The sequence below is a fragment of the Nostoc sp. TCL26-01 genome (genome assembly GCF_013393945.1).
GTDB lineage: Bacteria > Cyanobacteriota > Cyanobacteriia > Cyanobacteriales > Nostocaceae > Trichormus.
The window spans coordinates 6,474,599-6,497,739 of record NZ_CP040297.1 but is presented as its reverse complement, the minus strand read 5'-3'; the positions used below and the strand labels follow the sequence as shown (position 1 = coordinate 6,497,739).

At 41.9% G+C, this 23,141-nt stretch carries 18 protein-coding genes; 8 read left to right on the top strand and 10 right to left on the bottom strand.

Features of this window, described 5'->3' with window-relative positions:
• Nucleotides 1–278 precede the first annotated feature (278 nt).
• Complete coding sequence (locus tag FD725_RS28090) at nt 279–749, top strand: GNAT family N-acetyltransferase (RefSeq protein ID WP_179051154.1); 471 nt, start codon at nt 279–281, stop codon at nt 747–749.
• Here the strand turns inward: FD725_RS28090 and FD725_RS28085 are convergent.
• Nucleotides 709–1,629 carry a sensor histidine kinase KdpD gene (locus FD725_RS28085; protein WP_179051153.1) on the bottom strand — a complete coding sequence of 307 codons (921 nt, stop codon included), beginning with the start codon at nt 1,627–1,629 and terminating at the stop codon, nt 709–711. The genes FD725_RS28090 and FD725_RS28085 overlap by 41 nt on opposite strands.
• Nucleotides 1,630–2,181: 552 nt before the next feature.
• Nucleotides 2,182–4,452, bottom strand: a complete 2,271-nt coding sequence (locus FD725_RS28080) for a transglycosylase domain-containing protein (RefSeq protein WP_179051152.1) — start codon at nt 4,450–4,452, stop codon at nt 2,182–2,184.
• Nucleotides 4,453–4,909: 457 nt separating this feature from the next.
• Here FD725_RS28080 and FD725_RS28075 point away from each other — a divergent pair, with 457 nt between their 5' ends.
• The gene (locus FD725_RS28075) at nt 4,910–5,596 is read left to right on the top strand and encodes a hypothetical protein (protein WP_179051151.1); all 687 of its coding nucleotides are present in this window, start codon (nt 4,910–4,912) and stop codon (nt 5,594–5,596) included.
• Nucleotides 5,597–5,703: 107 nt separating this feature from the next.
• Here the strand turns inward: FD725_RS28075 and lspA are convergent, their stop codons facing one another.
• Nucleotides 5,704–6,180 carry a signal peptidase II gene (gene lspA / locus FD725_RS28070; RefSeq protein ID WP_179051738.1) on the bottom strand — a complete coding sequence of 159 codons (477 nt, stop codon included), beginning with the start codon at nt 6,178–6,180 and terminating at the stop codon, nt 5,704–5,706.
• 146 nt (nt 6,181–6,326) lie between these two features.
• A complete protein-coding gene (locus FD725_RS28065; protein ID WP_179051737.1) occupies nt 6,327–6,917 on the bottom strand; it encodes a biotin transporter BioY in 591 nt (196 codons plus the stop codon).
• Between the two features lie 261 nt (nt 6,918–7,178).
• Between FD725_RS28065 and pstS the strand changes: the two genes are divergently transcribed.
• The 4 genes from pstS to pstB all read left to right on the top strand — a co-directional run bounded on the left by pstS (nt 7,179) and on the right by pstB (nt 11,226).
• Nucleotides 7,179–8,363: a phosphate ABC transporter substrate-binding protein PstS gene (pstS, locus tag FD725_RS28060; protein WP_179051150.1), complete on the top strand. Its 1,185-nt coding sequence runs from the start codon at nt 7,179–7,181 to the stop codon at nt 8,361–8,363.
• Between the two features lie 171 nt (nt 8,364–8,534).
• Entirely contained in the window at nt 8,535–9,485 is a 951-nt protein-coding gene (gene pstC / locus FD725_RS28055; protein WP_179051149.1) for a phosphate ABC transporter permease subunit PstC, read from the top strand.
• Between the two features lie 19 nt (nt 9,486–9,504).
• Nucleotides 9,505–10,386: a phosphate ABC transporter permease PstA gene (gene pstA, locus FD725_RS28050; RefSeq protein ID WP_179051148.1), complete on the top strand. Its 882-nt coding sequence runs from the start codon at nt 9,505–9,507 to the stop codon at nt 10,384–10,386.
• Between the two features lie 33 nt (nt 10,387–10,419).
• Nucleotides 10,420–11,226, top strand: a complete 807-nt coding sequence (gene pstB / locus FD725_RS28045; RefSeq protein WP_179051147.1) for a phosphate ABC transporter ATP-binding protein PstB — start codon at nt 10,420–10,422, stop codon at nt 11,224–11,226.
• A 141-nt stretch (nt 11,227–11,367) separates the two neighbouring features.
• Here pstB and FD725_RS28040 read toward each other — a convergent pair whose 3' ends face one another.
• The gene (locus FD725_RS28040; RefSeq protein ID WP_179051146.1) at nt 11,368–11,541 is read right to left on the bottom strand and encodes a hypothetical protein; all 174 of its coding nucleotides are present in this window, start codon (nt 11,539–11,541) and stop codon (nt 11,368–11,370) included.
• Between the two features lie 555 nt (nt 11,542–12,096).
• Between FD725_RS28040 and FD725_RS28035 the strand changes: the two genes are divergently transcribed.
• A complete protein-coding gene (locus tag FD725_RS28035) occupies nt 12,097–13,332 on the top strand; it encodes a hypothetical protein (RefSeq protein ID WP_179051145.1) in 1,236 nt (411 codons plus the stop codon).
• A gap of 126 nt (nt 13,333–13,458) precedes the next feature.
• Here the strand turns inward: FD725_RS28035 and FD725_RS28030 are convergent, their stop codons facing one another.
• On the bottom strand, nt 13,459–16,350 hold the full coding sequence (locus FD725_RS28030; protein ID WP_256871802.1) for a GAF domain-containing protein: 2,892 nt from the start codon (nt 16,348–16,350) through the stop codon (nt 13,459–13,461).
• A 221-nt stretch (nt 16,351–16,571) separates the two neighbouring features.
• Here FD725_RS28030 and FD725_RS28025 point away from each other — a divergent pair, with 221 nt between their 5' ends.
• Nucleotides 16,572–17,717 carry a quinone-dependent dihydroorotate dehydrogenase gene (locus FD725_RS28025; RefSeq protein WP_179051735.1) on the top strand — a complete coding sequence of 382 codons (1,146 nt, stop codon included), beginning with the start codon at nt 16,572–16,574 and terminating at the stop codon, nt 17,715–17,717.
• 106 nt (nt 17,718–17,823) lie between these two features.
• On the opposite strand, the gene FD725_RS28020 is transcribed toward FD725_RS28025, so the two are convergent.
• The 4 genes from FD725_RS28020 to kaiC all read right to left on the bottom strand — a co-directional run bounded on the left by FD725_RS28020 (nt 17,824) and on the right by kaiC (nt 23,089).
• On the bottom strand, nt 17,824–18,321 hold the full coding sequence (locus FD725_RS28020; protein ID WP_179051144.1) for a hypothetical protein: 498 nt from the start codon (nt 18,319–18,321) through the stop codon (nt 17,824–17,826).
• Nucleotides 18,322–18,655: 334 nt separating this feature from the next.
• On the bottom strand, nt 18,656–19,033 hold the full coding sequence (locus FD725_RS28015) for a hypothetical protein (protein WP_179051143.1): 378 nt from the start codon (nt 19,031–19,033) through the stop codon (nt 18,656–18,658).
• Between the two features lie 157 nt (nt 19,034–19,190).
• Nucleotides 19,191–21,425: a TolC family protein gene (locus FD725_RS28010; RefSeq protein WP_179051142.1), complete on the bottom strand. Its 2,235-nt coding sequence runs from the start codon at nt 21,423–21,425 to the stop codon at nt 19,191–19,193.
• Nucleotides 21,426–21,529: 104 nt separating this feature from the next.
• Nucleotides 21,530–23,089 carry a circadian clock protein KaiC gene (gene kaiC / locus FD725_RS28005; protein ID WP_179051141.1) on the bottom strand — a complete coding sequence of 520 codons (1,560 nt, stop codon included), beginning with the start codon at nt 23,087–23,089 and terminating at the stop codon, nt 21,530–21,532.
• Nucleotides 23,090–23,141 lie beyond the last annotated feature (52 nt).

Here is a 23,141-nt window from a genome sequence, read left to right as displayed (position 1 = left end):
AATTAGGGTAATTCTGATTGTTCAGAGTTACCTTTTTTATTTCTCAAACTCACCAAAATCTATCAATACGGTTCGGTTAATGTCATTGCGAACGCTCGCAATGACTGTAAATATTTTCGCTCATGTACCCAACAATTACCTTTTTCCCGTTGATCGAACTGTATTGCAATACCTATTCTCTCTGTGCAACAGTTGCATATATATACACTTAACCAGTAATTTTTAGGAGAATAATTCTTAAAGACAGTCACAATACTGCCACGTTGGAGCGTATATAAATGAACTATTCTCAGATTCAATTTTGCGAACATCCCCAGTCTAAAGTAGACCTTTATCAACTCCAAGAATTATTAAATATTTCAGCTGATTGGGCTAAAGGACGCAGTATTGAAGATTTGGGCATAGCCATTGCTAACAGCGATCCGGTAATCTCTGTTTGGGATCGAGAACGGCTGATTGGTTTTGCTAGAGCTACTTCCGATGGGATTTATCGAGCCACAATTTGGGATGTCGTGATTCATCCAGACTATCGTGATAAAGGGTTGGGAAGTAAATTAGTCGAGACTGTCTTAGCTCATCCCCGGATGCGATGGGTTGAGCGAGTCTATCTGATGACTACCCACCAACAGAGGTTTTATGAAAAAATAGGTTTCCAAGTTAATAGCAACACCACGATGGTGCTACATAATGAAAAAATTAACTCTCTGGCTACTGCGGAAATTCAGCTTCAGGAATCGCTAGGGGGATAGACAACTGGAGTCTAGTTTGTGCTTCTGTTTCTGGAGAATTGGGTAATGGGAGGATTTCTAACTTTCCTCCCATCACAGCCAGCAGTTTTTGATTGAGTAACAACTTCATGCTTGGTGATAAAGCTGCTGGGTTTTTATCAGTTGGTGCAGATGACTGTGTCAATTGGAGTAAATCCATTGATTCACTCATTGGTAAGGCGTGAGTGGGTAAATCTAGCCAAATATAAATATCATTACTTGTAGGTGCAAGGCTGGTGGAAATATCAATACTGCCTTCCTTCATTTGTGCAATAGCCGTGTCTACTAAATTCAGTAACACTTGCTTGAGCCACCGGGGATCTGTCAACACATAAATTTCTGCATCTGGGGATAAAACTTGCAACTTTAAATTGCGATCTACCGCCAGCATATAAGTTAAGTTATAGACTTCTTGTAAAATCTCAACTAAAGATTTGGGTTGAATATCTAATCGATTATTGCCATGTTCTATTTTCGCTACATTTAAGATTTCATCCAGCAGATGTAGCAGTTTCAAGGCTCGTTCGTGAGCTTGACCAATAAATTCGCGTTCTTCGGCAGGATCTTCACATAAATCAGACAAAATTAATTGATGTAACCCAATTAAACCATTTAAAGGCGATCGCAATTCGTGGGTAGTACGTGCCAAGAAACCCGCTTGAAACTGACTCGTTTGCAACGCCATCTCATAGGCCAGTTGTGTCTGCTGGAGTTCTTGCAGTAGTTGTTGTGTATTCTGTTGTTCTGTTGGTTTTGCTGGAGAGCGATTAACACTACTATTGGCAGCCCGTGGAAATAACCAACGCCCACCCATTCCCAGTAATAATCCTACTCCGAGATATCCCCAGTTGCTCCAATTCATAATTTGGCAGTTATTAACTTGTTATTGTGATCATAAATTAGAAAAATCAGTTCCCAGATTTCCTCTCAGGAGAACAACATTATAACTGTCTTGAGCAGGTTGGGTTGTAGCTTGCTTCCCGTTCGCGGTAGCGTCTCCGACAGGAGAAGGGTACGAAGTGAAACCCAACAAATCCGCGAAAATGTTGGGTTACTCTTCGAGAAGGCTTACGCCTACGTTCCTCTAACTGAACCGTATTGGGCTATATAAGGCTTGAAACGCTTGTAAATAGCACTTGTGTGTACACCGTAGCTACAAGGAGAGAGGCTTTGAAAGCTTAATTTTTCCTTGATATCTGATGCTCTTTGCTCCCCTCTGTGAGTCGGAGCGAAAAGTCTGTAGCCAGCCCTGCGGGAACGTCTTACGGCGAACCGGCGTAGACGCTTTGCGGCTTACCGCAGGCATCAGAACTTTTCAAGAGAGAGGGGCTGGGGGAGAGGTCAAAAAAACTTGTCGAACTCACGTTAAGTTAGTTCAAAAAGCCTTGAAGTCCTTTTGAACTATGGAATTTCTCTATCTGGTAATTCTCCCCATATAATTACCCCACAACTGAGCTGCTTGAGCGCTACTACCGGATGTCGGCGAGTTATTATCATTTCCTAGCCAAATACCAGTTACCAAACGGCGACTGGGAATAAAACCAATAAACCACAAATCCACGTTGTCATTGGTTGTGCCAGTTTTACCCGCTTCCCCTTCACCGATGGCGGCACTGCGCCCAGTTCCTCTAGTAACTACCCCTTGCATCAAATCAGTCATCTCATCAGCTATAGCTTGAGGGATGGCTTGTTTGTTGGCTTCGGGATTTTGGTCAAAAGAATAAATCACCCGACAGGTTTTTAAATCATTGCGATCGCTACACTCACTACTGTCTAAAATTCTACTAATGGCATGGGGTGGATTAGACACACCACGATTGCCAATAGCCCCAAAAGCACCAGTCATTTCCAACACGTTGACCACACTTTGACCCAAAACTAACCCAGGTACAGGATCAAGGGATGACTTGACTCCCAAACGCTGCGCCATTGATACCACCTTATCCAGTCCTACCTCTCTAGCAACTCTTAAAGCGATGGGATTTTCTGAAAGCGCCAGTCCTGTAGCAATATCCAAACTCCCACCCGCACCAGAACGACAAGGCCTATAAGTAAAACCTTGCCAAGTCAAAGGCGCACAAGAATAACTCTTAGACGCTGGTATGCCCTGTAACAGCGCTGCTGTGTAAGCAAAAATTTTAAAAGTAGAACCAGGTTGTCTTTGGGCTTGCACCGCCCGATTGAACTGACTTTTTTTATAATCAGTTCCGCCTACCATTGCCAAAATAGCACCAGTTCTGGAGTCCAGTGTCACCAGCGCCCCTTGGGAAAAGCCAAAACTCGAACCTGCATTATTAACTGTATTCCTCAGTGCTGATTCGGCTTGGGCTTGAAAACTCAAATCAAGTTGCGTTTCGATGATGTAGTTACCTTCTCTGGCTGCACCTTCACCCAAAATTGACTCTAGTTCTTGAAATACATAGTTGTAAAAGTACGGGGCTATTGTTTTGGCTTGTTGTTCACAAACTTTAGGGCTAACTTGGACTGTGGATCTTCTCCCCCGGTTTGCTTCCTCTGGAGTGATTTTGCCCATTTCCAGCATCCGCTTAATCACTCGATTACGGTAATCTGCTGCATCTAATTTATTCGGGCCATCTCCACAAAAATCAAAAGCGTTAGGTGCAGGTAAAATCCCTACTAATGTTGCTGCTTCTGCCAAGGATAACTCTTTAGCCGATTTACCAAAATAATACTGGGCTGCATCCTCAAAGCCAGATGTATCAGCGCCTAAAAAGACACGATTTAGGTAAGTCAGCAAAACCTCATCTTTGCTGTAAAAAGCTTCTAGCTTCAGGGCCACAACTGCTTCTCTTAATTTTCGTCCCAAGGAATCTTGTCTACCTACATAATCACGAAACAAACTCCGAGCGACTTGCTGCGTAATTGTACTGGCTCCTTGCTGCACATCACCACTGCGACTGTTGATCAGTACTGCTCGTAAAATTCCCAGAGGATCAACACCAATGTGCCAATAATAACGGCTGTCTTCCGAAGCGACCACCGCCGCAGGTAAATAACGACCAAAATCTTCTAACCGCTTCATATCTACGTGAGCCGTAGTTCTGGGTTCACGTAAAGGTGTACTACCATCACGGGCATAGACAACTACCGGGGCGCGAGTGGCTGTAGGTAAGGGTTTGACTGAAAATTTTAGGGATTCGACACCAATTACCAATCCCAACAAAGCGCTGACACCTGCTACACCATAACCAGCCCAAGTTGCCGCTTTAAAATACCAAGGTGGTGGATCAACATACTGTAGACGAACTGAAGCAGCCAATTCTGGCGGCCCCAGAGTCAGAATGTCGCCGTGACGTAATTCTAGAGTATTAACCCTTCGCTTACCACGATAGATGCCATTAGTCGAGTTTTCATCCTTGATGATAAAAACTGGGGTACGTTGACTAGAATCCCGTGACAATGACAAGTGAATTTGGCTGACAACCGGGTTACGCACCACTATATCAGAGGATTTGGAACTGCGACCTAGTACATAGCGATCGCCCAGTAGCGGATACACTTCTGCTTTATCCGCCCCCGCATCCTGCACCCAAAGTTCCGGTACTTTGGCATTCGGCTTGAGCGCTAACTTGGAGAAATCAACCCTAGCTTGAATTGTATGTACCGCTTGTGTCAGTTGACCAATTAACGTTTGTGGCTTGTGAGGGGGTTGGGGGGAATTCATCGGCTATTCACATCACCATTTATGAGCGAAAAATTGAGCGAAGATTTGGGTGCATACCAATCTCAACACTGGTCTTTCATTATTTTACTCTTAAGCCAAAAAATAAATTGGCTATACGGAATTATTCCCAACTTAATCTTACACCAAAATTATCACTTTCCAGTAAATTCACTTTGTTAATGATATGACTTTTATCTACAGAGAAAATTTTGCTCTGTAATTTTGGGAAAGCTTATTTTAACTAATGTTTGAGCTAGGCGATCGCTATCTTTAACCACATCATTTCTGTATGTTTAAAAACCTCTCATCTATATATAACTAATTCTCATTCGGTCGCTTTAACATATACACATAATTTTCAACAAAAGAAAACATCTTCATTTAGGAAGATTTTCTAAAGTCCTATTGTCTGATTTAATGGTGCGAGTGTTCCGTTTCCGTTGAGGTTAAGTTCAGAATGAAGGGAAAATCTCTGACTTTGATAGGTACAGCTTTGACTTTAGCTCTCACAGCTAACATTGCTGCTGCCCAGTCCAGTAAATCCCAAATAGCTCAATCTAGTGATTCATCCACAGGTTCAGCAACGGAAATCAAGCTATCACCAGAAGGATTCAAAATTCTGTGTGAGCGTTTTCCTCTAAATTCTCGTTGTGAAGGCAATAACGCAGCCAAACCCAACACTCCCAACCCTGAAAATACAACAGTAGAAACTAAACCTACTGAAACCACTACTCCCGACAATACAACTCTACCAACCCCCGGCGGCAGTTCCGAAACTACAACCCCAGCCCCAGGTGGCACAAACCTACCAACCCCAGGCGGTAGTTCCGAAACTCCCACTCCCACTCCCACTCCCAGTGGTACAACTCTACCAACACCCGGCGGTAATTCCGAAACCATAACTCCAGTACCAGGTGGTACAACTCTACCAACACCTGGCGGTAGTTCGGAAACTCCCACCCCCAAACCAGGTACTAATAACTTAACTACACCTGATAGCAGTTCCGAAACTCCAACTCCTGCACCAGGTAATAATCTACCTCCATCAGATAATCCTGGCAGTTTAACTCCAACTCCCAATAACAATTCACCAATTAAAACTCCAGAATCCGGTGTACCCAAAACTCCTACCACTGGTAACTAAGAGTTAGAGTATCAGGTTTAATCAAAGCCTCTACAAAAGCAAGGGCTAGGGAACAGTTTAACCCAGCCCTTTCTTTTGCTCAAAAACATCCCCACCCAGCAACAGTTTTATCTCTGGCGACGATTGGAAGTAGGTGTCTTTTGTAAAGAAGCAATCAGCAAGCAAACAATACCGATACTAATAAATGAATCTGCCACATTAAATACAGCAAAGTTAATTAAGCGAAAATCTAGAAAATCAACAACATAACCTAAAACAAATCTATCAATCCCATTCCCCATCGCCCCACCCAAGACAAAACCATAGCCCAACTGATCCCATCGATTCAAGGCTTGTCCAAACAACGCTAACGCTATCAACATTAAACTCACTGCTAAAGATAGCCAGCGTAGCCATTCTACTTTCCCACTCAACAAACTAAACGCCGCACCTGTATTAGTCACATAGGTAAAGTGAAATATCCCAGGTAAAATCGGCAGTGTCTGTCCTATGCTAAAGGTTTGCACTACCCAGTACTTTGTCATTTGGTCTAAGAAAAAAGCAATAAAGGCAGCTATCCAAAAAAGGCGATTTTTAAAACGCATGATAATGGGGAATAGGGAACGGGTAATGGGTATTGGGTAATGGGTATTGGGTAATGGGTAATGGGTATTGGGTATTGGGTATTGGGTATTGGGTAAGAGTTTTACCAATGACCAATGACCATTGACTATTGACTATTGACCATTGACTAATAAAACATCAAGTGTCGCAACACATATGCTACTACGGACACAGCACAGACTACAGCTAATTGTCCGGGAATTGCTAACCAAGAGTATCTAAAAATTTCTTGCATCAAAGTTAAGCTTTCTGTGGCTTGCCAATGCAACAAATATCTGAGGATCAAATAAGTAATTCCGCACAGATGTATACTCAATAAGCCACAAATACAGCTAAAGCTGAGAGTTTCTAGTCTAGGTCTCGCTTTAAAAGCTAGTAAGCCACAAATCCAAGCGCCAGGAACAAAACCCAGCAGATAGCCAAACTGAGATACCTTCACATAACCAATATTACCGCCACCATCAGAAAACACAGGTAATAAAGTTAATCCCATGACTAAATAGGCAATCTGTGAAAGCGCACCAGCATTTTTACCACCTAAACAGCCTACTAGTAGCACCGCACCAACTTGATAAGTGACACCTAAAGAAACAGTTTGGATTCCGTGCAGACTCCAACTCCAAGGAAAGGTAATGCTATGGGCTTCTAGAAAGGTTCCACCCATTGTTAAGAGCAAACCGATCATTGACCATAGTAATTGATTGGAAGCGGCGAACATTATGATATGAGGCACAAGGAAAAACTAACAGCAACCAGTATAGGCATTATTTATCAAGACTACACAAAAAGACATTTAATCTCTTGCGCTTTGAGCTATGGTTGAAGTATAAATTTTATCACGTATAATATAAAGAAACTTAAATAATATGTGTAAGAAAAATATATTTTTTTGCTTTCTTAACCTTTGGTTAACCTTAACACCTACTCATAAAGGGTAGCTTAGAAGCGCCCATATAAAAATTTCCCAAAACAGATAGCAATGCTTTCACGTCTACAGAGAATAAAAAATAACCGTCTTTCGGTAGCAGTCTCAGCATTAGCACTGACAATGAGTTTAGCCGCTTGTGGTGGACAGCAAGCCTCTAACGATACAACTACCAAAGATACTTCATCTGGTACTGCTAAAGATGCTACAGCCTCTAGCCCAGGAAAATTGGATCTTGGTGGCAATGTATCATTAACTGGTGCTGGTGCATCTTTTCCTGCACCGCTATATCAAAGTTGGTTCACAGATGTAAACAAAAAATATCCAAATTTGCAAGTCAACTATCAATCAGTTGGTAGCGGTGCTGGAGTTGAGCAATTTATCAAAGGTACTGTTGACTTTGGCGCTAGCGACGTAGCGATGAAGGACGAAGAAATTACCAAAGTCCCCGCCGATAAAGGTGTCATTTTACTACCAATGACGGCTGGTAGCATTGTCTTATCTTACAACTTGCCGGAAGTGACAGGAGAACTGAAACTACCACGGGCAGTGTACACAGATATTTTATTGGGCAAGATTAAAACCTGGAATGACAAGAAAATTACTGATGCTAACCCAGGTGTAAATCTGCCTAATCAGCCGATTACAGTTGTGTATCGTTCTGATGGTAGCGGTACTACAGGCGTATTTACCAAGCATCTCAGTGCTATCAGTCCAGAGTGGAAAAGCAAAGTTGGCGATGGTAAGACTGTTAGCTGGCCTGTAGGAGTTGGTGCGAAAGGGAATGAAGGTGTCACAGCCCAGATTCAACAAACCCAAGGTTCAATTGGTTATGTTGAGTACGGCTATGCTAAACAAAATAACCTCAAGTTTGCATCTTTAGAAAATAAAGGTGGTAAATTTGTTGTACCGACAGAAGAGTCAGCCTCTAAAACTCTAGAATCAGTGACTCTACCAGCAGACCTCCGGGCCTTTATCTCTGATCCAGAAGGTGCAGATTCTTATCCTATCGTCACTTACACCTGGCTGTTGACCTACAAAAAATATTCCGACCCCGCAAAAGCCAAAGCAGTCGAAGCTATTGTTGAGTACGGCTTGACTGATGGACAAAAAATTGCGGCTGAATTAGGATATGTTCCCTTACCACAAAATGTCATTGCCAAGGTGGCGGCGGCGGCTGATCAAATTAGCCCAGACTACAAAATTGCTGTTGGTGGTAATACCAGCGCCAGTAAGTAGCTTCTAAGCAAATTTCCCATTAGAGGCAACATAGATTCAGTGATTGACTCGTTTAATCGTTTTGTCGCTTAACAGGCATTAACACTTACACAAGTTCAGGACAGCGACAACTTTAATTAATCTGGTTGCTTCTCACATTTTTTTTTGATCTAATCACTATAGTCGGTAGTCATGGCTACAAACTCTGAAAGTTTGCAATCAGCAATCAAAAGTCGCTCTGAAATAGACAGAACGCTAGACCGAAGCTTTGTTTGGATGACTAGGGTTTTTGCGCTAGCGATCGCTGGGACTCTATTATGGATAGCACTGCAAGTCACTGTTGATTCTTGGCCTGCTATCCAAAAATTTGGCGCTGGCTTTTTAGCCAGTACTGCTTGGAACCCAGTCAAAGATGATTATGGGGTATTACCTCAAGTTTATGGAACTTTGGTGAGTTCTTTTATTGGGTTACTGCTGGCTATACCCATCGGTGTAGGTACGGCTGTCTTATTAAGCGAAGACTTTCTTCCAGGTAAGGTACGTATTGTACTGGTTTTTTTAGTCGAATTACTGGCGGCTATTCCCAGCGTTGTCTACGGAGTCTGGGGCATATTTGTTCTAGTGCCGATTTTAACTAATTTGGGAAGATGGCTCAATAGTACTTTGGGCTGGTTACCAATTTTTAGTACTCCTCCCACTGGGCCGGGAATGTTACCGGCGGGAGTTATCCTGGCAATCATGACTTTGCCAATTATCACAGCTATATCTCGTGATGCGTTGATTTCCGTACCTCCTAGTTTGCGTCAAGCATCTTTGGGTTTAGGTGCAACACGTTGGGAAACGATTTTACAAGTTTTGATTCCCTCGGCATTTTCTGGTATCGTCAGCGCCGTCATGCTAGCGCTAGGCCGAGCAATGGGAGAAACAATGGCTGTGACAATGTTGATTGGTAACTCCAACAAGATCAGCGCCTCCTTACTAGCACCTGCCAATACAATTTCTTCTTTGCTGGCAAACCAGTTCTCGGAAGCTAGTGGTTTGCAAGTAGCAGCTCTTATGTATGCTGCCTTGGTTTTATTTGTTTTGACTCTGATAGTCAACATTTTGGCCGAGTACATTGTTCTCCGAGTCAAGCGAATATAGCTTAGTGGTGGTTTGAATTATGACTGCTCATTTTCCTGAGAGAAGTTTAACTCGTGACTCCATGTCCGGACGGACACTGTTTAACACGTTCATGACGGGAGTAGCATTTGTCTGCGGAGGATTGGCACTTTTACCTCTGTTGGCAGTACTCTCTTATGTTCTCATTCAAGGTTTTAGCAGCCTGAATCTAAGTATCTTTGTTGAGCTACCACCTGCACCTCTCAGACAAGGTGGAGGTTTTGGTAATGCCATTTTGGGAACACTACTAATGGTAGGTATCGGCGCATTAATTAGTGTTCCAGTCGGTGTGACCGCAGCAATTTATTTAACAGAGTTCAGTTCTGGTAAAATAGCAAGATGGGTAAGATTTGCGACTAATATTCTCAGTGGAGTTCCTTCAATCATTGCTGGTGTATTTGCCTACGGGATTGTGGTTCTCACACTAGTCAAACTCAATCTAGGTTCATATTCTGCTCTGGGCGGAGGATTTGCCCTAGCAATTTTGATGCTACCGATTATCGTCAGAACTACTGATGAATCTTTACAGTTAGTTTCACAAGATTTACGGCAAGCATCTGTAGGCTTAGGAGCTACTAAATTTCAAACGGTAACACAAGTTGTTCTGCCATCTGCCATACCGGCAATTGTCACAGGAGCAACTTTAGCTATCGCCCGCGCTGCTGGAGAAACTGCGCCTCTGTTGTTTACTGCTCTATTTTCTCCATTTTGGCCTGATAGCTTATTTAAACCCACAGCTTCTCTAGCTGTTTTGGTTTACAACTTTGCAATTTCTCCGTTTAAAAATTGGCAATCATTAGCCTGGGCGGCATCTTTGATTTTGGTGTTGATGGTTCTCATCACCAGTATCATTGCTCGTTGGGCTACTCGCCAAAAAGCTTAATCTGCCATTCCTAAAACTTACACCAGACCATTTATGGCTACTAACACCAGTACAGCAAACAGTACCGAAACCGTTCTGAAGACAGAAAATTTAAACGTTTACTACGGTAAATTTCTGGCTTTACAGAACATTTGGCTAGATATTCCCAAAAATAAGGTGACAGCTTTTATTGGCCCTTCTGGTTGTGGCAAAAGTACTTTGTTACGCTGCTATAACCGTCTTAACGATTTGATTGAATCATTTCGGGCAGAAGGTAAAATTTTTTACTATGGCAAGAATTTATACGCACAAGATATCGATCCTGTAGAAGTGCGGCGGCGAATTGGCATGGTGTTCCAAAGACCAAACCCATTCCCTAAATCAATCTATGACAATATTACTTATGGAGCCAAAATTAATGGCTACCAAGGTAATATGGACGAATTAGTAGAACGCAGCTTACGGCAAGCGGCGTTGTGGGATGAAGTGAAAGATAAATTACGCCAAAGTGGCTCATCTTTGTCTGGTGGACAACAACAACGGTTGTGTATTGCGAGAGCGATCGCTGTCCAACCTGAGATTATACTTATGGATGAACCTTGCTCTGCTCTAGACCCCATCTCTACTTTGCGTGTAGAAGAACTCATCCACGAACTCAAAGAACAATACACTATCGTCATCGTTACCCACAATATGCAGCAAGCTGCACGGGTATCTGACATGACAGCTTTCTTCAACGTCCGGTCTACAGAAACAGGTGGTCGTATCGGTTATCTAGTAGAATACGATGCCACAGAATCAATTTTCAATAATCCGCAGCAAGCAGATACCAGAGATTATGTAAGCGGTAGATTCGGTTAATTATGACAACATAACTAATGGTAAAAATTAGGTATGCTGGACATACCTAATTTTATTTTTTTATAGGTTAAAAAAATACCTTCTGTCTGATAAAAAAGAAGGTAACAAGCACAAATTAGATTTACTCAACACTTCATTGACTTAAAAAACAAATCTAATACCGCCTATCAAATATCCGCCATCAGTGAGATTGTAACTACCTTCAACATAGATATCAAATTCCCCACCCATAATTCTTGCTGACTCGATGTCAGATAATTCGGTAAACTCTGTTTCCACAGAATGCAGCAGATCAGAAATAGTAATGTTAACCATGTTAAATCCTTGCTCAGTTAAACTTGTTGATACCAGAACGAGCATATTTGACTTCTCGTTACCTTAATCAAATCATGTTTGATTTGTCTGACAATCTCAAGGTTTTAAATGTCAAATGTAGTGCCAAAATTATCCAAGTAAGACCCAAAAAAGGAAACAAGGTTAAACTGAACGTGAGTTCGATGGATAGAAAAGCCCAAAAAGGTTGCTAGATAAGAGTTTGCTCAACTGGGCAGGTCATAAGACGATACAAGTCATGTCAATGAACAATTGTTTACAGAAATCTTTTTCTGGAAGTAAGTCACAATCTCATGAAAGAATAAATTAGGACTTACGCACTCAACCAATAAACCATAAATGAGGGTGGTCAATAGTCAATAGTCAAAGGGAGCCAGCCGCTTGCGGGGGTCTCCCTCGTTGTGCGGACTGGCGTTCAAAATCAAGTTTTTTTGGACTATTGACCATTGACCATTGACAAAAAAGCCAGAAAATTTGGTGATACTGCGTAAGTCCTATAAATAATAGTCAGTTGAAATCGAGGATAACAATTCTTAGATGTTTGCTACCATCCGCCGTCTTTGGCATCAATTCTTTAATAGATCAAGAACAATCAACAACGAACCACTAAATAGAGTTAGTTTGATTGTCATTATTTTGATTGATATCTTTATCTTAATCAATGTTTTTACAGGACTAAATGATATTAGTCAATGGCATCTTAGCCCTTCACAAGCTTATCCATGTTATGCTGAATGGCAAAATTATCGTACAAAAACCACCAAAAATAAAGAATATGAAATAATTAAACTCTCCTTACAAGACGATAATAATAATCAACTAAATAGGCAACAACTCTATCAACAAACTGAATCAGCACATCTAGGTAAAGTTTCTCCGATATGTCTCCAGTATGCCGCAGATCAAGATAAGCTGAATAATTCTCAAAATCAGCAAACATTAAAAACAATTGAGCAAAAACAAAATAAGATAATTACACTCAAACAAGCTAATGATAATATCCGCGCTCAATATGACTCTACACTTTTAGAAAAAATTGCGGGACAACCTCCAGGACAGTCAATTAATCAAATTGGTGCAGAAAAAGCTAAACAAGTATTAGACCAAAATAATGCTAATATTGCCACTTTAGAAAAAGAAATTGCTAGTCTGCAAAATGGACTGTTAGGCAAACCAGAAAGTACTAGTTTTATAGCCCTTTTGCAAAATGAAGGTGAGTTTGTCAAAGTTAAACAAGGCTATCAACAAGCATCTTTTTGGTATCCCAGTATCCAATTAGCTTTGCAATCAATGTTTCTCTTACCATTGATTCTAATTGCTCTGTTTGTACATAGATTTGCTAGAGCGAAGGGATACGGACTCATCTCATTGATGAGTTGGCATTTGTTAGTCATCTTTATGATTCCGTTAGTCTTGAAAATTTTTGAATTTCTGCAAGTCGGAGTCATCTTTCAATTCCTTTTTAATATTATTAGTGCAGTTTTTGGTAGTTTACTATTTCTAGTCAGTTATCTTTACATTTTGCTGGTTCCCTTGATTGGTTTTGTCATTATCAAGTTTTTCCAAAAAGTTATCCTTAATCCCCAAGTTCAAGCAGTTAATAGAGTTCAACAATCACGTTGTTTTAACTGTGCTAAAAAAATTCGCCAGAATGATGCTTTCTGTCCCCATTGTGGTTATTATCAATACGTCGAATGCCAACATTGTCACGAGCTAACCTATAAGCATTTACCATATTGTAAACATTGTGGTAACAGTCAAGAAACTAGTTAACTAAGTATTCAAAAAGTATTGAGTGAAGATAACTCACCATTACACAAACACAAACTAAATTTAGCAATCCTCAGCGTCCCTCTGCGCTACCTCCGCGTCCCTCTGCGTTAAAAAAACAAAATCGAACTAAGAATTAGTCACAGCTAATGGTAAAAGTAAGCGACTAACTACTCGATGATCTGGTAATTGATAAAAATCTAAATCTCCACCGAGTTGTTGGATTACTTGTTGGCAAATCAGTAAATGTAAACTAGCTGATTTTTGCAAATGTGATAAAGAGAGAATATCTGGGTGCGTTTTTTGTTGTAGTTCTGTGAGTAGTTGTGCTTCAATTTTACCGTTATCAGTAATGGATAACTCTAACAATTTCTCATCTATCCGACGACACCAAATATCAATTCGGCTACCATGTCCAGCACGGTGACAAGCAGCAATTAATAATTCATGGAGGACTAATTCAAACTTAACAATATCACCAGCGATCGCCATTGTCGATGGATAAGGTGATGCAGGCAAATTTTTGAGTGAAGCCCCACCGTTGCTAGGTTCTGCTTCTGTTAGGGGTTGTCCCAAACCATGAACACCAATCCATAGCTTTTGTTGCTGGACTAAATTATCTATCCGTTCGAGCGATCGCTTGAGTAAACTAGCTATAGGCATAGTTTCCCAACTCAGATGTAAATGCCACTGTTCGAGTTTGACAATCGCTGTCATGGAAGCATTGGTATGATCTAATTGTCGTAGTAATAATTTATAGCGTGTTTGTGTCAAGTCATTGCTAGGAATGCCCAAATCATGAATTTGACTCAGCAATTGTGCAGTTGTCCGTTGAATTTCTTCCAAACGTCGATTTTTGTACCAATTGAGTTGTCTTAATTCCTGAGTTGTAGACTCAACCACATGGCTGATTTGCTGTTGTCGTCGCAACCAAGCCAATTGATTCACCAGCGTTTCTACCGCATTCAGGTTGTGCTGTGGCCAGTGACGTTCTCGATTATCTGCTAACAATAATACCCCAGTGGGTTGATGACCAGTGGTAGTCCGTAAAGCTAAAGTCAAAATTTGCCCAATTCCTGCACCATGTAACCATTTGCGCGTGTCTGGTGGTAAATCATCTACATTCACACTCAAATAACTCTCTTGAGCTAATGTCCACTGAATTAAAGCTTCACTCTGAATAGAAACTTGGGCATTTACTACTACCCCAAATCGACTATCGCCAATCACCCCAGGGATAATTTCTGCGGTAGAATCACCATCCTGCCAAGATAATAGTAGCGCTAAAGGACAGTTCAATAAAGCACCTATTTGTGTGAGGGCTGTGCGTTCTAGCTGATATTTTTCCGCTTCACTATTTTCGTTGTTACTAATGTCTAAAACGCTCAGACATTTTTGCATACTCTGGAAAAGTTGTTGCTGCTGTTCATTATTAATCATCAGTCGCCATTGGCGCACAATCACACCAATTTGTTGACTAACAATCCAGAGTAGTTCTTTTTCGAGAGTTGTCCAATTACGATGATTTGTGTGGGTAACTATGAGCAAAGCTTCGGCTTTATGACCTTGGGCGCAATTACAAATTAAGAGCGATCGCATCCCATTTTCCAATAATAGAGGTCGCCAATTAAAAAAGCGCAAATCTTCTTCTAAATTCTCAATTTCTACTGCCGATTTCGCAGATTTCAACATTTGTCTATCTGTCTCTGTTAATAAACTAAACCCAGAGGTGACAGGACGACGATTATTTGGTTGAGTTTGGTAAATGACTTGATAATTATTCTGGTCTTGGTCGTAATGTAAAAGTAAAAAGCGAGTAGCTGCTAATCTAGTGAGAACTCTAGCTGCATAAGTGCGTAAAGTTTCCTTCAAGTCTTGGTAAGTGTAGACACTTTGAGCAACTTGACTAGTTAATAAAGAATCTTCTTGAATTTGTTTAACAGTGTTTTCTATACTGTCAGTGGGTGCAACAAGAGACAGTAAACCTGCTGCACCTTGGACGAAATTTTTATCGGCTTCTGTCCAGATACGCGGTTCATTCCCTTCTACCGCTAGAAAACCTAGCAAATCTTTTTGCCACATGATAGGAGCTGCTAGAAGCGATCGCACTCGCAAACGCTGCAACAATTTCGCAGTAAAATGACTCTTTAAGGAACTGCGTGCATCACCAATCCAAACAATTTGATTGACAGACAAAGCATAATACAATTCACTTAATTCTTGGACAGTCATTCCGGCTGCCGGTTGTTCTTGGCTAGAATCTCTACCCATATTGACTAGTTGATTACTCATGCGACACCAAAAATAGCGTCCTTGTCTCTCAAACCAGTACACATTGGTACGACTGGGACTAACAAATTCGTGAGTAACTTCTACAACTGTTTTGAGTCTTTCCTCTAAACTATTGAGGTTGCGTAAATTTTCTAATAATTGTAATAACGGTTCATCAGGACGCTTAGTTTGCTTTTGTTGCAAATCAATTTCTCGTTGAGAAAGTACCGCCGCCAATTCACCCAAAACCATCATTAAACGAGCTTTTCCTTCTTCTGGCAGCAAGTAACCCCACCGTTCAGAACCAAGTAAAAGCAAACCCATACACTTATCTTTATGGCGCATGGGCAAAATAATTGTCCCTTGAATATTAAATTTTTTTCCTAATTCCTGTAACTCTCCAGCACGATTTTCGTTGCGAATATCTGCCACGCCTAAAGGACACTGTTGAATTACTACTTGCTCTAATAAATCACCAGGAATCAGCACAACCCGTTTACGTAAAAAATTTACCTCATTACTAGGCGTGACACCACCTTTACCAAATAAGACGTGCTTGAGGCGATCGTAACAAGCAATCCAAATTAGGTTGTAATTAAACTGTTGCTGGATATAAGTAATAGTAGTTTCAATCAGAACATCAACATCATCCTCTTCCCTCAGACATTGTAAAACACGTCCCAAGGCGAGAATCGGTTGTTCGGCGGCTATCGGTTTTTGTGGCTGCCCCATCTGATTATTAATCAACATAACTTGTACTATATAAGATGCCCAGAAATTGTCCCCGACTAATATTTATACGCCGCTTTCCGAGAATTTCGGGAGGGAAAAGGGGATAGGGGATAGGGGATAGGTGACAGGGGATAGGGGATAGGTGACAGGTGACAGGTGACAGGTGACAGGTGACAGGGAGAGTATAACTAATGACTATTGACTATTGACTATTGACCAATGACCATTGACCATTGACTATGGATATCTATCAACTAGCTGTTCGTCCGTTTTTATTTAATTTGATGAAGGCAGATCCGGAGTGGCTGCATCAGCAGACAATGAGGAGTTTGAGTTTGCTGTCGCATACAAGCGATCGCTCCACTACTCAGTTAGTGCAGAATATACTACAGCAATCTCTGTGTCTCCAAGATCCGCGCTTACAACAGAATTTGTTTGGTTTAAACTTTCCTAACCCTGTAGGCTTGGCGGCTGGTTTTGATAAAGATGGGGTAGCGGCGGCTATTTGGGCAAAGTTGGGTTTTGGTTTTGCGGAATTGGGGACTGTCACCTTTGTCCCACAGCCGGGAAATCCTCGTCCTCGTCTGTTTCGCTTGCCTTTAGATAAAGCTGCTCTTAACCGTATGGGGTTTAATAATAGTGGTGCAGCCGATATGGCAGAACGTTTGGCGCAAGAAAAACGAGAGTTAAACTTTGCCATCCCCATTGGGATTAATTTGGGTAAATCTAAAGTCACTCCCCTAGAAGCAGCCGCAGCAGATTATTTAAATAGTTTTCGTTTACTCAAAGAGTTGGGAGATTATTTTGTCGTCAACGTTTCCTCTCCCAATACCCCCGGATTGCGATCGCTCCAAGATGCTTCTATGCTCAGTACCATCTTGGATGGACTGCAAAAAGAAAATAATGCACATAAACCCATATTTGTCAAGATAGCACCTGATTTAGAATGGGAGGCGATCGCTGATATAATCACCTTAGCCAAAACCTACCAGCTAGCAGGAATTATCGCCACCAACACCACCATCCGCCGTGATGGGCTAAAAACCCAGGTGATTGAGCAAACAGGTACATCACCCGAAACAGAAGCAGGGGGAATTAGTGGTGCGCCTGTGCGCGATCGTTCTACTGAAGTTATTCGTTTTATTTGGCAGCAAACCCAAGGGCAAATTCCGATCATTGGCGTAGGTGGTATATTTACCGCCGCAGATGCTTGGGAAAAAATTACTGCTGGCGCTAGCTTAATTCAAGTGTATACAGGTTGGATTTACGAAGGGCCGATGATGGTGCGGCGAATTTTAGCTGGGTTAGCTGCTAAGTTAGAAGAAAATGGGCTAAACTCCATCACCGAAGCAGTGGGTAGAGAGTCAATGGTCAATGGTCAATAGTCAATAGTCATTGGTCATTGGTCATTGGTCAAAATTATTTTCCCCTTGTCCCCTTGTCCCCTTCCTTGTCTCTCACTCCCTCACTCCCTCACTCTATACTCAGCACTCAGTACTCAGCATAGCCTTGGATATTTTCTGGCTCAAACTGGCGTAATATCCTGGTGGCTTGGCGAGACAAAGTTTCTGAACCCTGAACTACAACTAAGTACTTACCTGCATCTAAGCGGTTGCGGTAGGGTAGAGCATCACCACCACCGACAATTAAGCCAACTCCACCACCGACAACTACACTACCCATCGCACCACTAGCAGCGCCTAAAAGCCCACCAACAATGTGATTACCGATTTCCCCAGCCCAGGCAAAGGTATCTAATCCAGTGATGTAACTAAAAGTAAAGCCAGCAAAAAAGCCGAATGGGACTAACCAAATTGCCATAAGTTTGACTTGCTTTCTGGCTTGAGCATTGGGATCAATTAAGCCAAACTCATCAGCAGTTTTATACCCTTTACCCAAAATAGTGCTGTTGATGCCTGCTTTTTCTAAAGCTAAGTAAGCCTCTTCAGCTTGGATACGGTCTGATAATACGGCAACAAGGTAATTCATTTGATGAAATTGATTTATCTAAAAAAAGTTTTGCCTTAATTAACAGGGTATCAGGGAATAGGGATTGGGGAATAGGCAATAGGCAATAGGCAATAGGGAAGAGTCATTAGTCATTGGTCATTGGTCATTGGTCATTGGTCAACCACTGCGGGGAATTCAAAATTCGTCTTGAAAAGTTCTGTTCGCAAAATTCAAAATTAGTAAGAACACTACTCAGCACTCAGCACGGGCTAAACGCCCCGCTACCGCTAACAGCACTCAGCACTCTCTCACTCCCTCACTCTTTACTCAGCACTCAGCACTCAGCACTCAGGACTCATCACTCTCACTCTTATTATTTAAGAAGATCCAAGGGTTCGCAAAAGTTGTCTACACCTTGTTTGAGAATATATATCAAAACTGGTGTTGCTAAAATTTTGGGGAATGTGGGCATTGTTTTGAGATGTGCCATCATTTCTACAATCGAGCCGTCGAGCAATTGAGAGCGAAACTCTTGTTCACAAATTACAGCACGCCACTTTCTTGCCAAAGCATCTAACCATTCAGCATTGGCTCGTTCTGGTTCTTGTCCCGCTTTGATGGCTAGTGTCATCGCCGCATCTTCTAAATCTCCTTCGCAGTCCTCAATTAAGTCCAAAGCCACCATAGCGCCAGAGTCATCAGCCAATTGAGAGCGAAACAAGGCAATTTCTTGTGATGTAACTGTAGTCATGAATTAAGTAGTCAAGAGTCAATAGTCAAGAGTCAATGGTCAATAGTCAATAGTCAATGGTCAACAGTCAAAAAACTTTAGACTCAGTACTCAGCACTCATTACTCAGCACTAATGACCAATGACCAATGACTAATAACTAATGACTAATGACCAATCTAACGCAATCCTCTAGAAGTAACTGCACGCTGTAACTGAGCCAAGGCGCGGTTGTAATCTAGAATTGCGGTGATTCTATTGCCCTCAGCTTGTGTCAGATCGTTTTCTGAGTTGATCACATCTGTTTGAGTACCTACACCAGCTTGGAAACGTAAGCGTGCTAGACGTAGGGCTTCTCTGGCTTGCTCTAGAGCGACATTAGCGGTTTGGACGTTTTCTAGGTTGGCTTTTTGGGTGGAAAAAGCTTGTTCTACCTGAAAACGAACTTGGTTACGCTGGTTAGCAAAGTTAGTTTCAGCGATCGCAATATTGGTTTTTGCTTGAGATGCTCTAGCTCTGGATGCTCCACCATCAAATAAGTTTAAGGTTGCTCTGACTCCCAAGGAATAACCATCTGTGACAGCGACTTTATCATCAAATTGATCTAGTAGGTTGTAGTTAGCAATTAAACTGACTTGTGGCCCCAGGTTTGACAATGCTTGTCGGCGCTGTTGTTCACTAATGTTACGTTGTGCTAATTGTTGTTGCAGTTCTGGACGGTTTTGATAGGCGAGGATGATGCTTTGTTCCAGAGATTGATTCCACAATCCGGCTAGTTGTACTGGGTCGGCGGCACTGATATTCACCGACTGCGGTAAGCTGAGTAAGGATGCTAGATTACGCCGTGCTGTTTGCTGCTGGGAAATACTATTGGTGAGCTGTTGGGTGTTATTGGCTAAACTTACCTGCGATCGCAACACATCAAACCTAGTTCCTACTCCTGCCCTTTCTAGCGCTTGTGCATCTCGCAAACTAGCTTGTGCTTGTTCTACGGCTGATCGAGCAATTCGTACTTGTTCATCCGCTTGCTGCAAGTCGTAGTATGCTGTAGTCACAGTCAGCCGGATTTCTTCTGATTGACGCTCTACCGCCAACTCATTAAACTTTACCTGCTCCTCAGCTTCCTTGATAGTGGCATTTCTTCTACCTGATGTGTAAAGGTCGTAGGATAACTCTGCCTGTCCCGTAAAAGATGTACTTGGTTCATCGGTGTTAGAAGGAACGCCATTTCTCCGGCTTAACTCGTCCCGCAATTGATCACTAGCAGTTTGACTGCGGGTAATATCGCTAATCACATTTAACGTGGGAAATAAAGCTGCTTGTGCCTCTCTTAAAGCTTCTTGAGAGCGTTTTAGCTCTAAAACCGTAACTTGTAAATCCCGGTTGTTGCGCCTTGCTAACTCTAGAGTTTGCACTAAGGTAATCGGCTGATTTTCCTTGAGTGTCACTTCCTCCGGATCGGTAGGAAATTGCAAGGGATTGGCATTGGGGATCAGGTTTTGCGGTACTTCTACAGCACTAGCAGGTGTAGGAGTGACTGTTGTCGGTTGAGTGTTGGCTGGCGCTTCTGTGGGTACAGGCGTTGTCGGTTGAGTATTCGTTGGTGCTTCTGTGGGTACAGGCGTTGTCGGTTGAGTGTTGGCTGGCGCTTCTGTGGGTACAGGCGTTGTCGGTTGAGTATTCGTTGGTGCTTCTGTAGGTACAGGAGTCGAATTCTCAGGTGTAGGATTTTGGGCTAGCTGCGACTCAATCCGATTGCTGATGAAGCAGGTTTGTGGTGAGCAACTCTTGATCCCCAGCAGTTTTGCTGAATTTACATTTCCAACGGCTGTTGGTAGCTGAGTTTTGAGATTTTCCGGTGATGTTAATGGGCTTTGTAGATAAGACAGGGAAAAAGTTTGTTTTTTAGATGCTGGATGCTTGGATGTATTAGAAACTACTGATGTTGCTAATTTCTGTTGAGAAATTACCTGGTTGATAGGCTTTTGATTGCTTGTAAAACGCTTTTGTTTAAGTCGTTGGACTAGATGACGGTTAGGTGTTTGGTGAGAAATTATCCCTTCATCTTTGAGAGGTTTTTGCTCTCCATTTATCCCAGTACTTGCTGTCGAGATTACTGGGTGACTATGATTACTAGAAATTGGCGAATCCAGTGTAGTCAAACCAGAATTGGCAATACTATCTGGGAAAATCTGAGCTTTATTGTTTGGCAGTTGTGTCTCATTTTTGTCTACTGCTAAGATTGGGCGATGACCTACAGTTGGACGGAGGCGATCGCCTATAGCCAAGACATTAGACTCAGACACAAGTTGTTCACTATTGACTTTCATCGCCTCAGCCACGGCTGGCTGAGTGGTCAATACTGCTGCTGTTACACTAGGCAAGAAACTATAGAGTAAATATTGTCCTTTCACCGCATCCCCTCACACGAAAATCAATCTGGCGGCAGAAAACTTTTCTTCACAACAGAATATAGCACGATACTAAATTTAAAGAGGAATATAGTACGATACCAAATTTAGGAATCGCCACCCTGTTTATCTTCAAAACTTCTGACTATCCGCGAAAGTTCCGCCTTTTCATCAATACTAACGCGGGTAGGAGCGCCACTGACAATTCGTTCGTAGTTCCGGAAAGAATCTTTGATTTCTGGGCCGTCTGCCGTAATATTATATTCTCTAATTCCTTTATCGTGCCAGGAACCGCGCATCTTAAATACGTTAATTGCCCTTGACATTTCCCCACGAATTTCTACGTACTGTAACATCAAAATTGTGTCAGTAATAGTGGAAATGTGGGAGTCAGTAATTGAATGTGACCCCATGAATTGGTCGGTTGTATTGGTAAAGAAACCTGTAATTTCTTCTTGTTTGGCGTAACCTGTAACACCAATGACAAATTGCCGGAAAGCATTATTGCTGACACCCCTAGCTAAGGCAGAAAGAGAGTCAATGGCAATTCTGGCTGGTTTAAAATCGGCAATTTCTGATTTAATAATTTGTAAGTGATCTTCTAAACCAGTAGATTCAGGATAAGTACAAATAATCTTCAGTAAACCTTGACGCTCTAACTCTTCAAAGTCAATCCCCCAGGAGTAAGCATTTCGAGATAGTTGAGCGCGTGATTCTTCATAGGCAAATAATATGGCTCGTTCACTGTTGACACAGCCATTTTGTAAGAATTTACTCACCAATAAAGTCTTACCTGTACCTGTAGCTCCTGTGGCTAAAATAATTGAATCTTTAAAGAAGCCACCACCACACATTTCATCTAGGGTTTTCACACCCGAAGAAACGCGAACATTAGAAGACCTTTGTGTTAGGCGCATTGCTCCCAGAGGAAAGATGTTAACGCCTGCATTGGTAATCGTAAATGGATACTCACCTTTCATGTGAGTTGTGCCACGTAATTTGAGAATTTCAATCGTGCGCCGACGACGTTCTCCTTCTAAAACATTACGGACAATTACCACATTATCCGAAACAAATTCTTCCACACCAAAGGAGGCGACTGGCCCGTATTCTTCGCTTCTTTCAGTTGTAATAATCGTCGTCACATTCAGTTGTTTAAGGCGTGCGACTAAGCGAAAAATCTCTCGGCGTACCACTCCTACTGCTTCATACTGCTGAAATACGGCGGTAATTGAGTCAATGGAAACTCGCTTGGCTTTATATTTGCGAATTGCATATTGTAAGCGCTCAATTAAGGCTGAAAGGTCAAAGTTACCGACAATATCTTGACCTTCAGGATCGGGAGATGCGTCTAGGATAAATAATTTACCTTCGTTGATTAGACGTTGTAAATTCCACCCAAAAATATAAGCGTTTTTAATAATATCGCTGGGAGATTCTTCAAAGGTAACAAATACTCCAGCTTCATCAAAGTAAGTGATCCCACTATAGAGGAATTGTAGGGATAATAGAGTTTTCCCTGTTCCCGAAGTACCCGTAACTAAGGTGGTTCTGCCTACAGGTAAGCCGCCATGACTAATATCGTCAAAGCCTTCGATCATCGTGCGAATTTTTTCTACACCCCCAATGGATGTATTGTTTTGTGCCTGTTGCTCGTTATCGCTCATTTGTTGTTGATAAATAGGTACTAAAACCTGTTTTTATATGACTAAAGTTTTT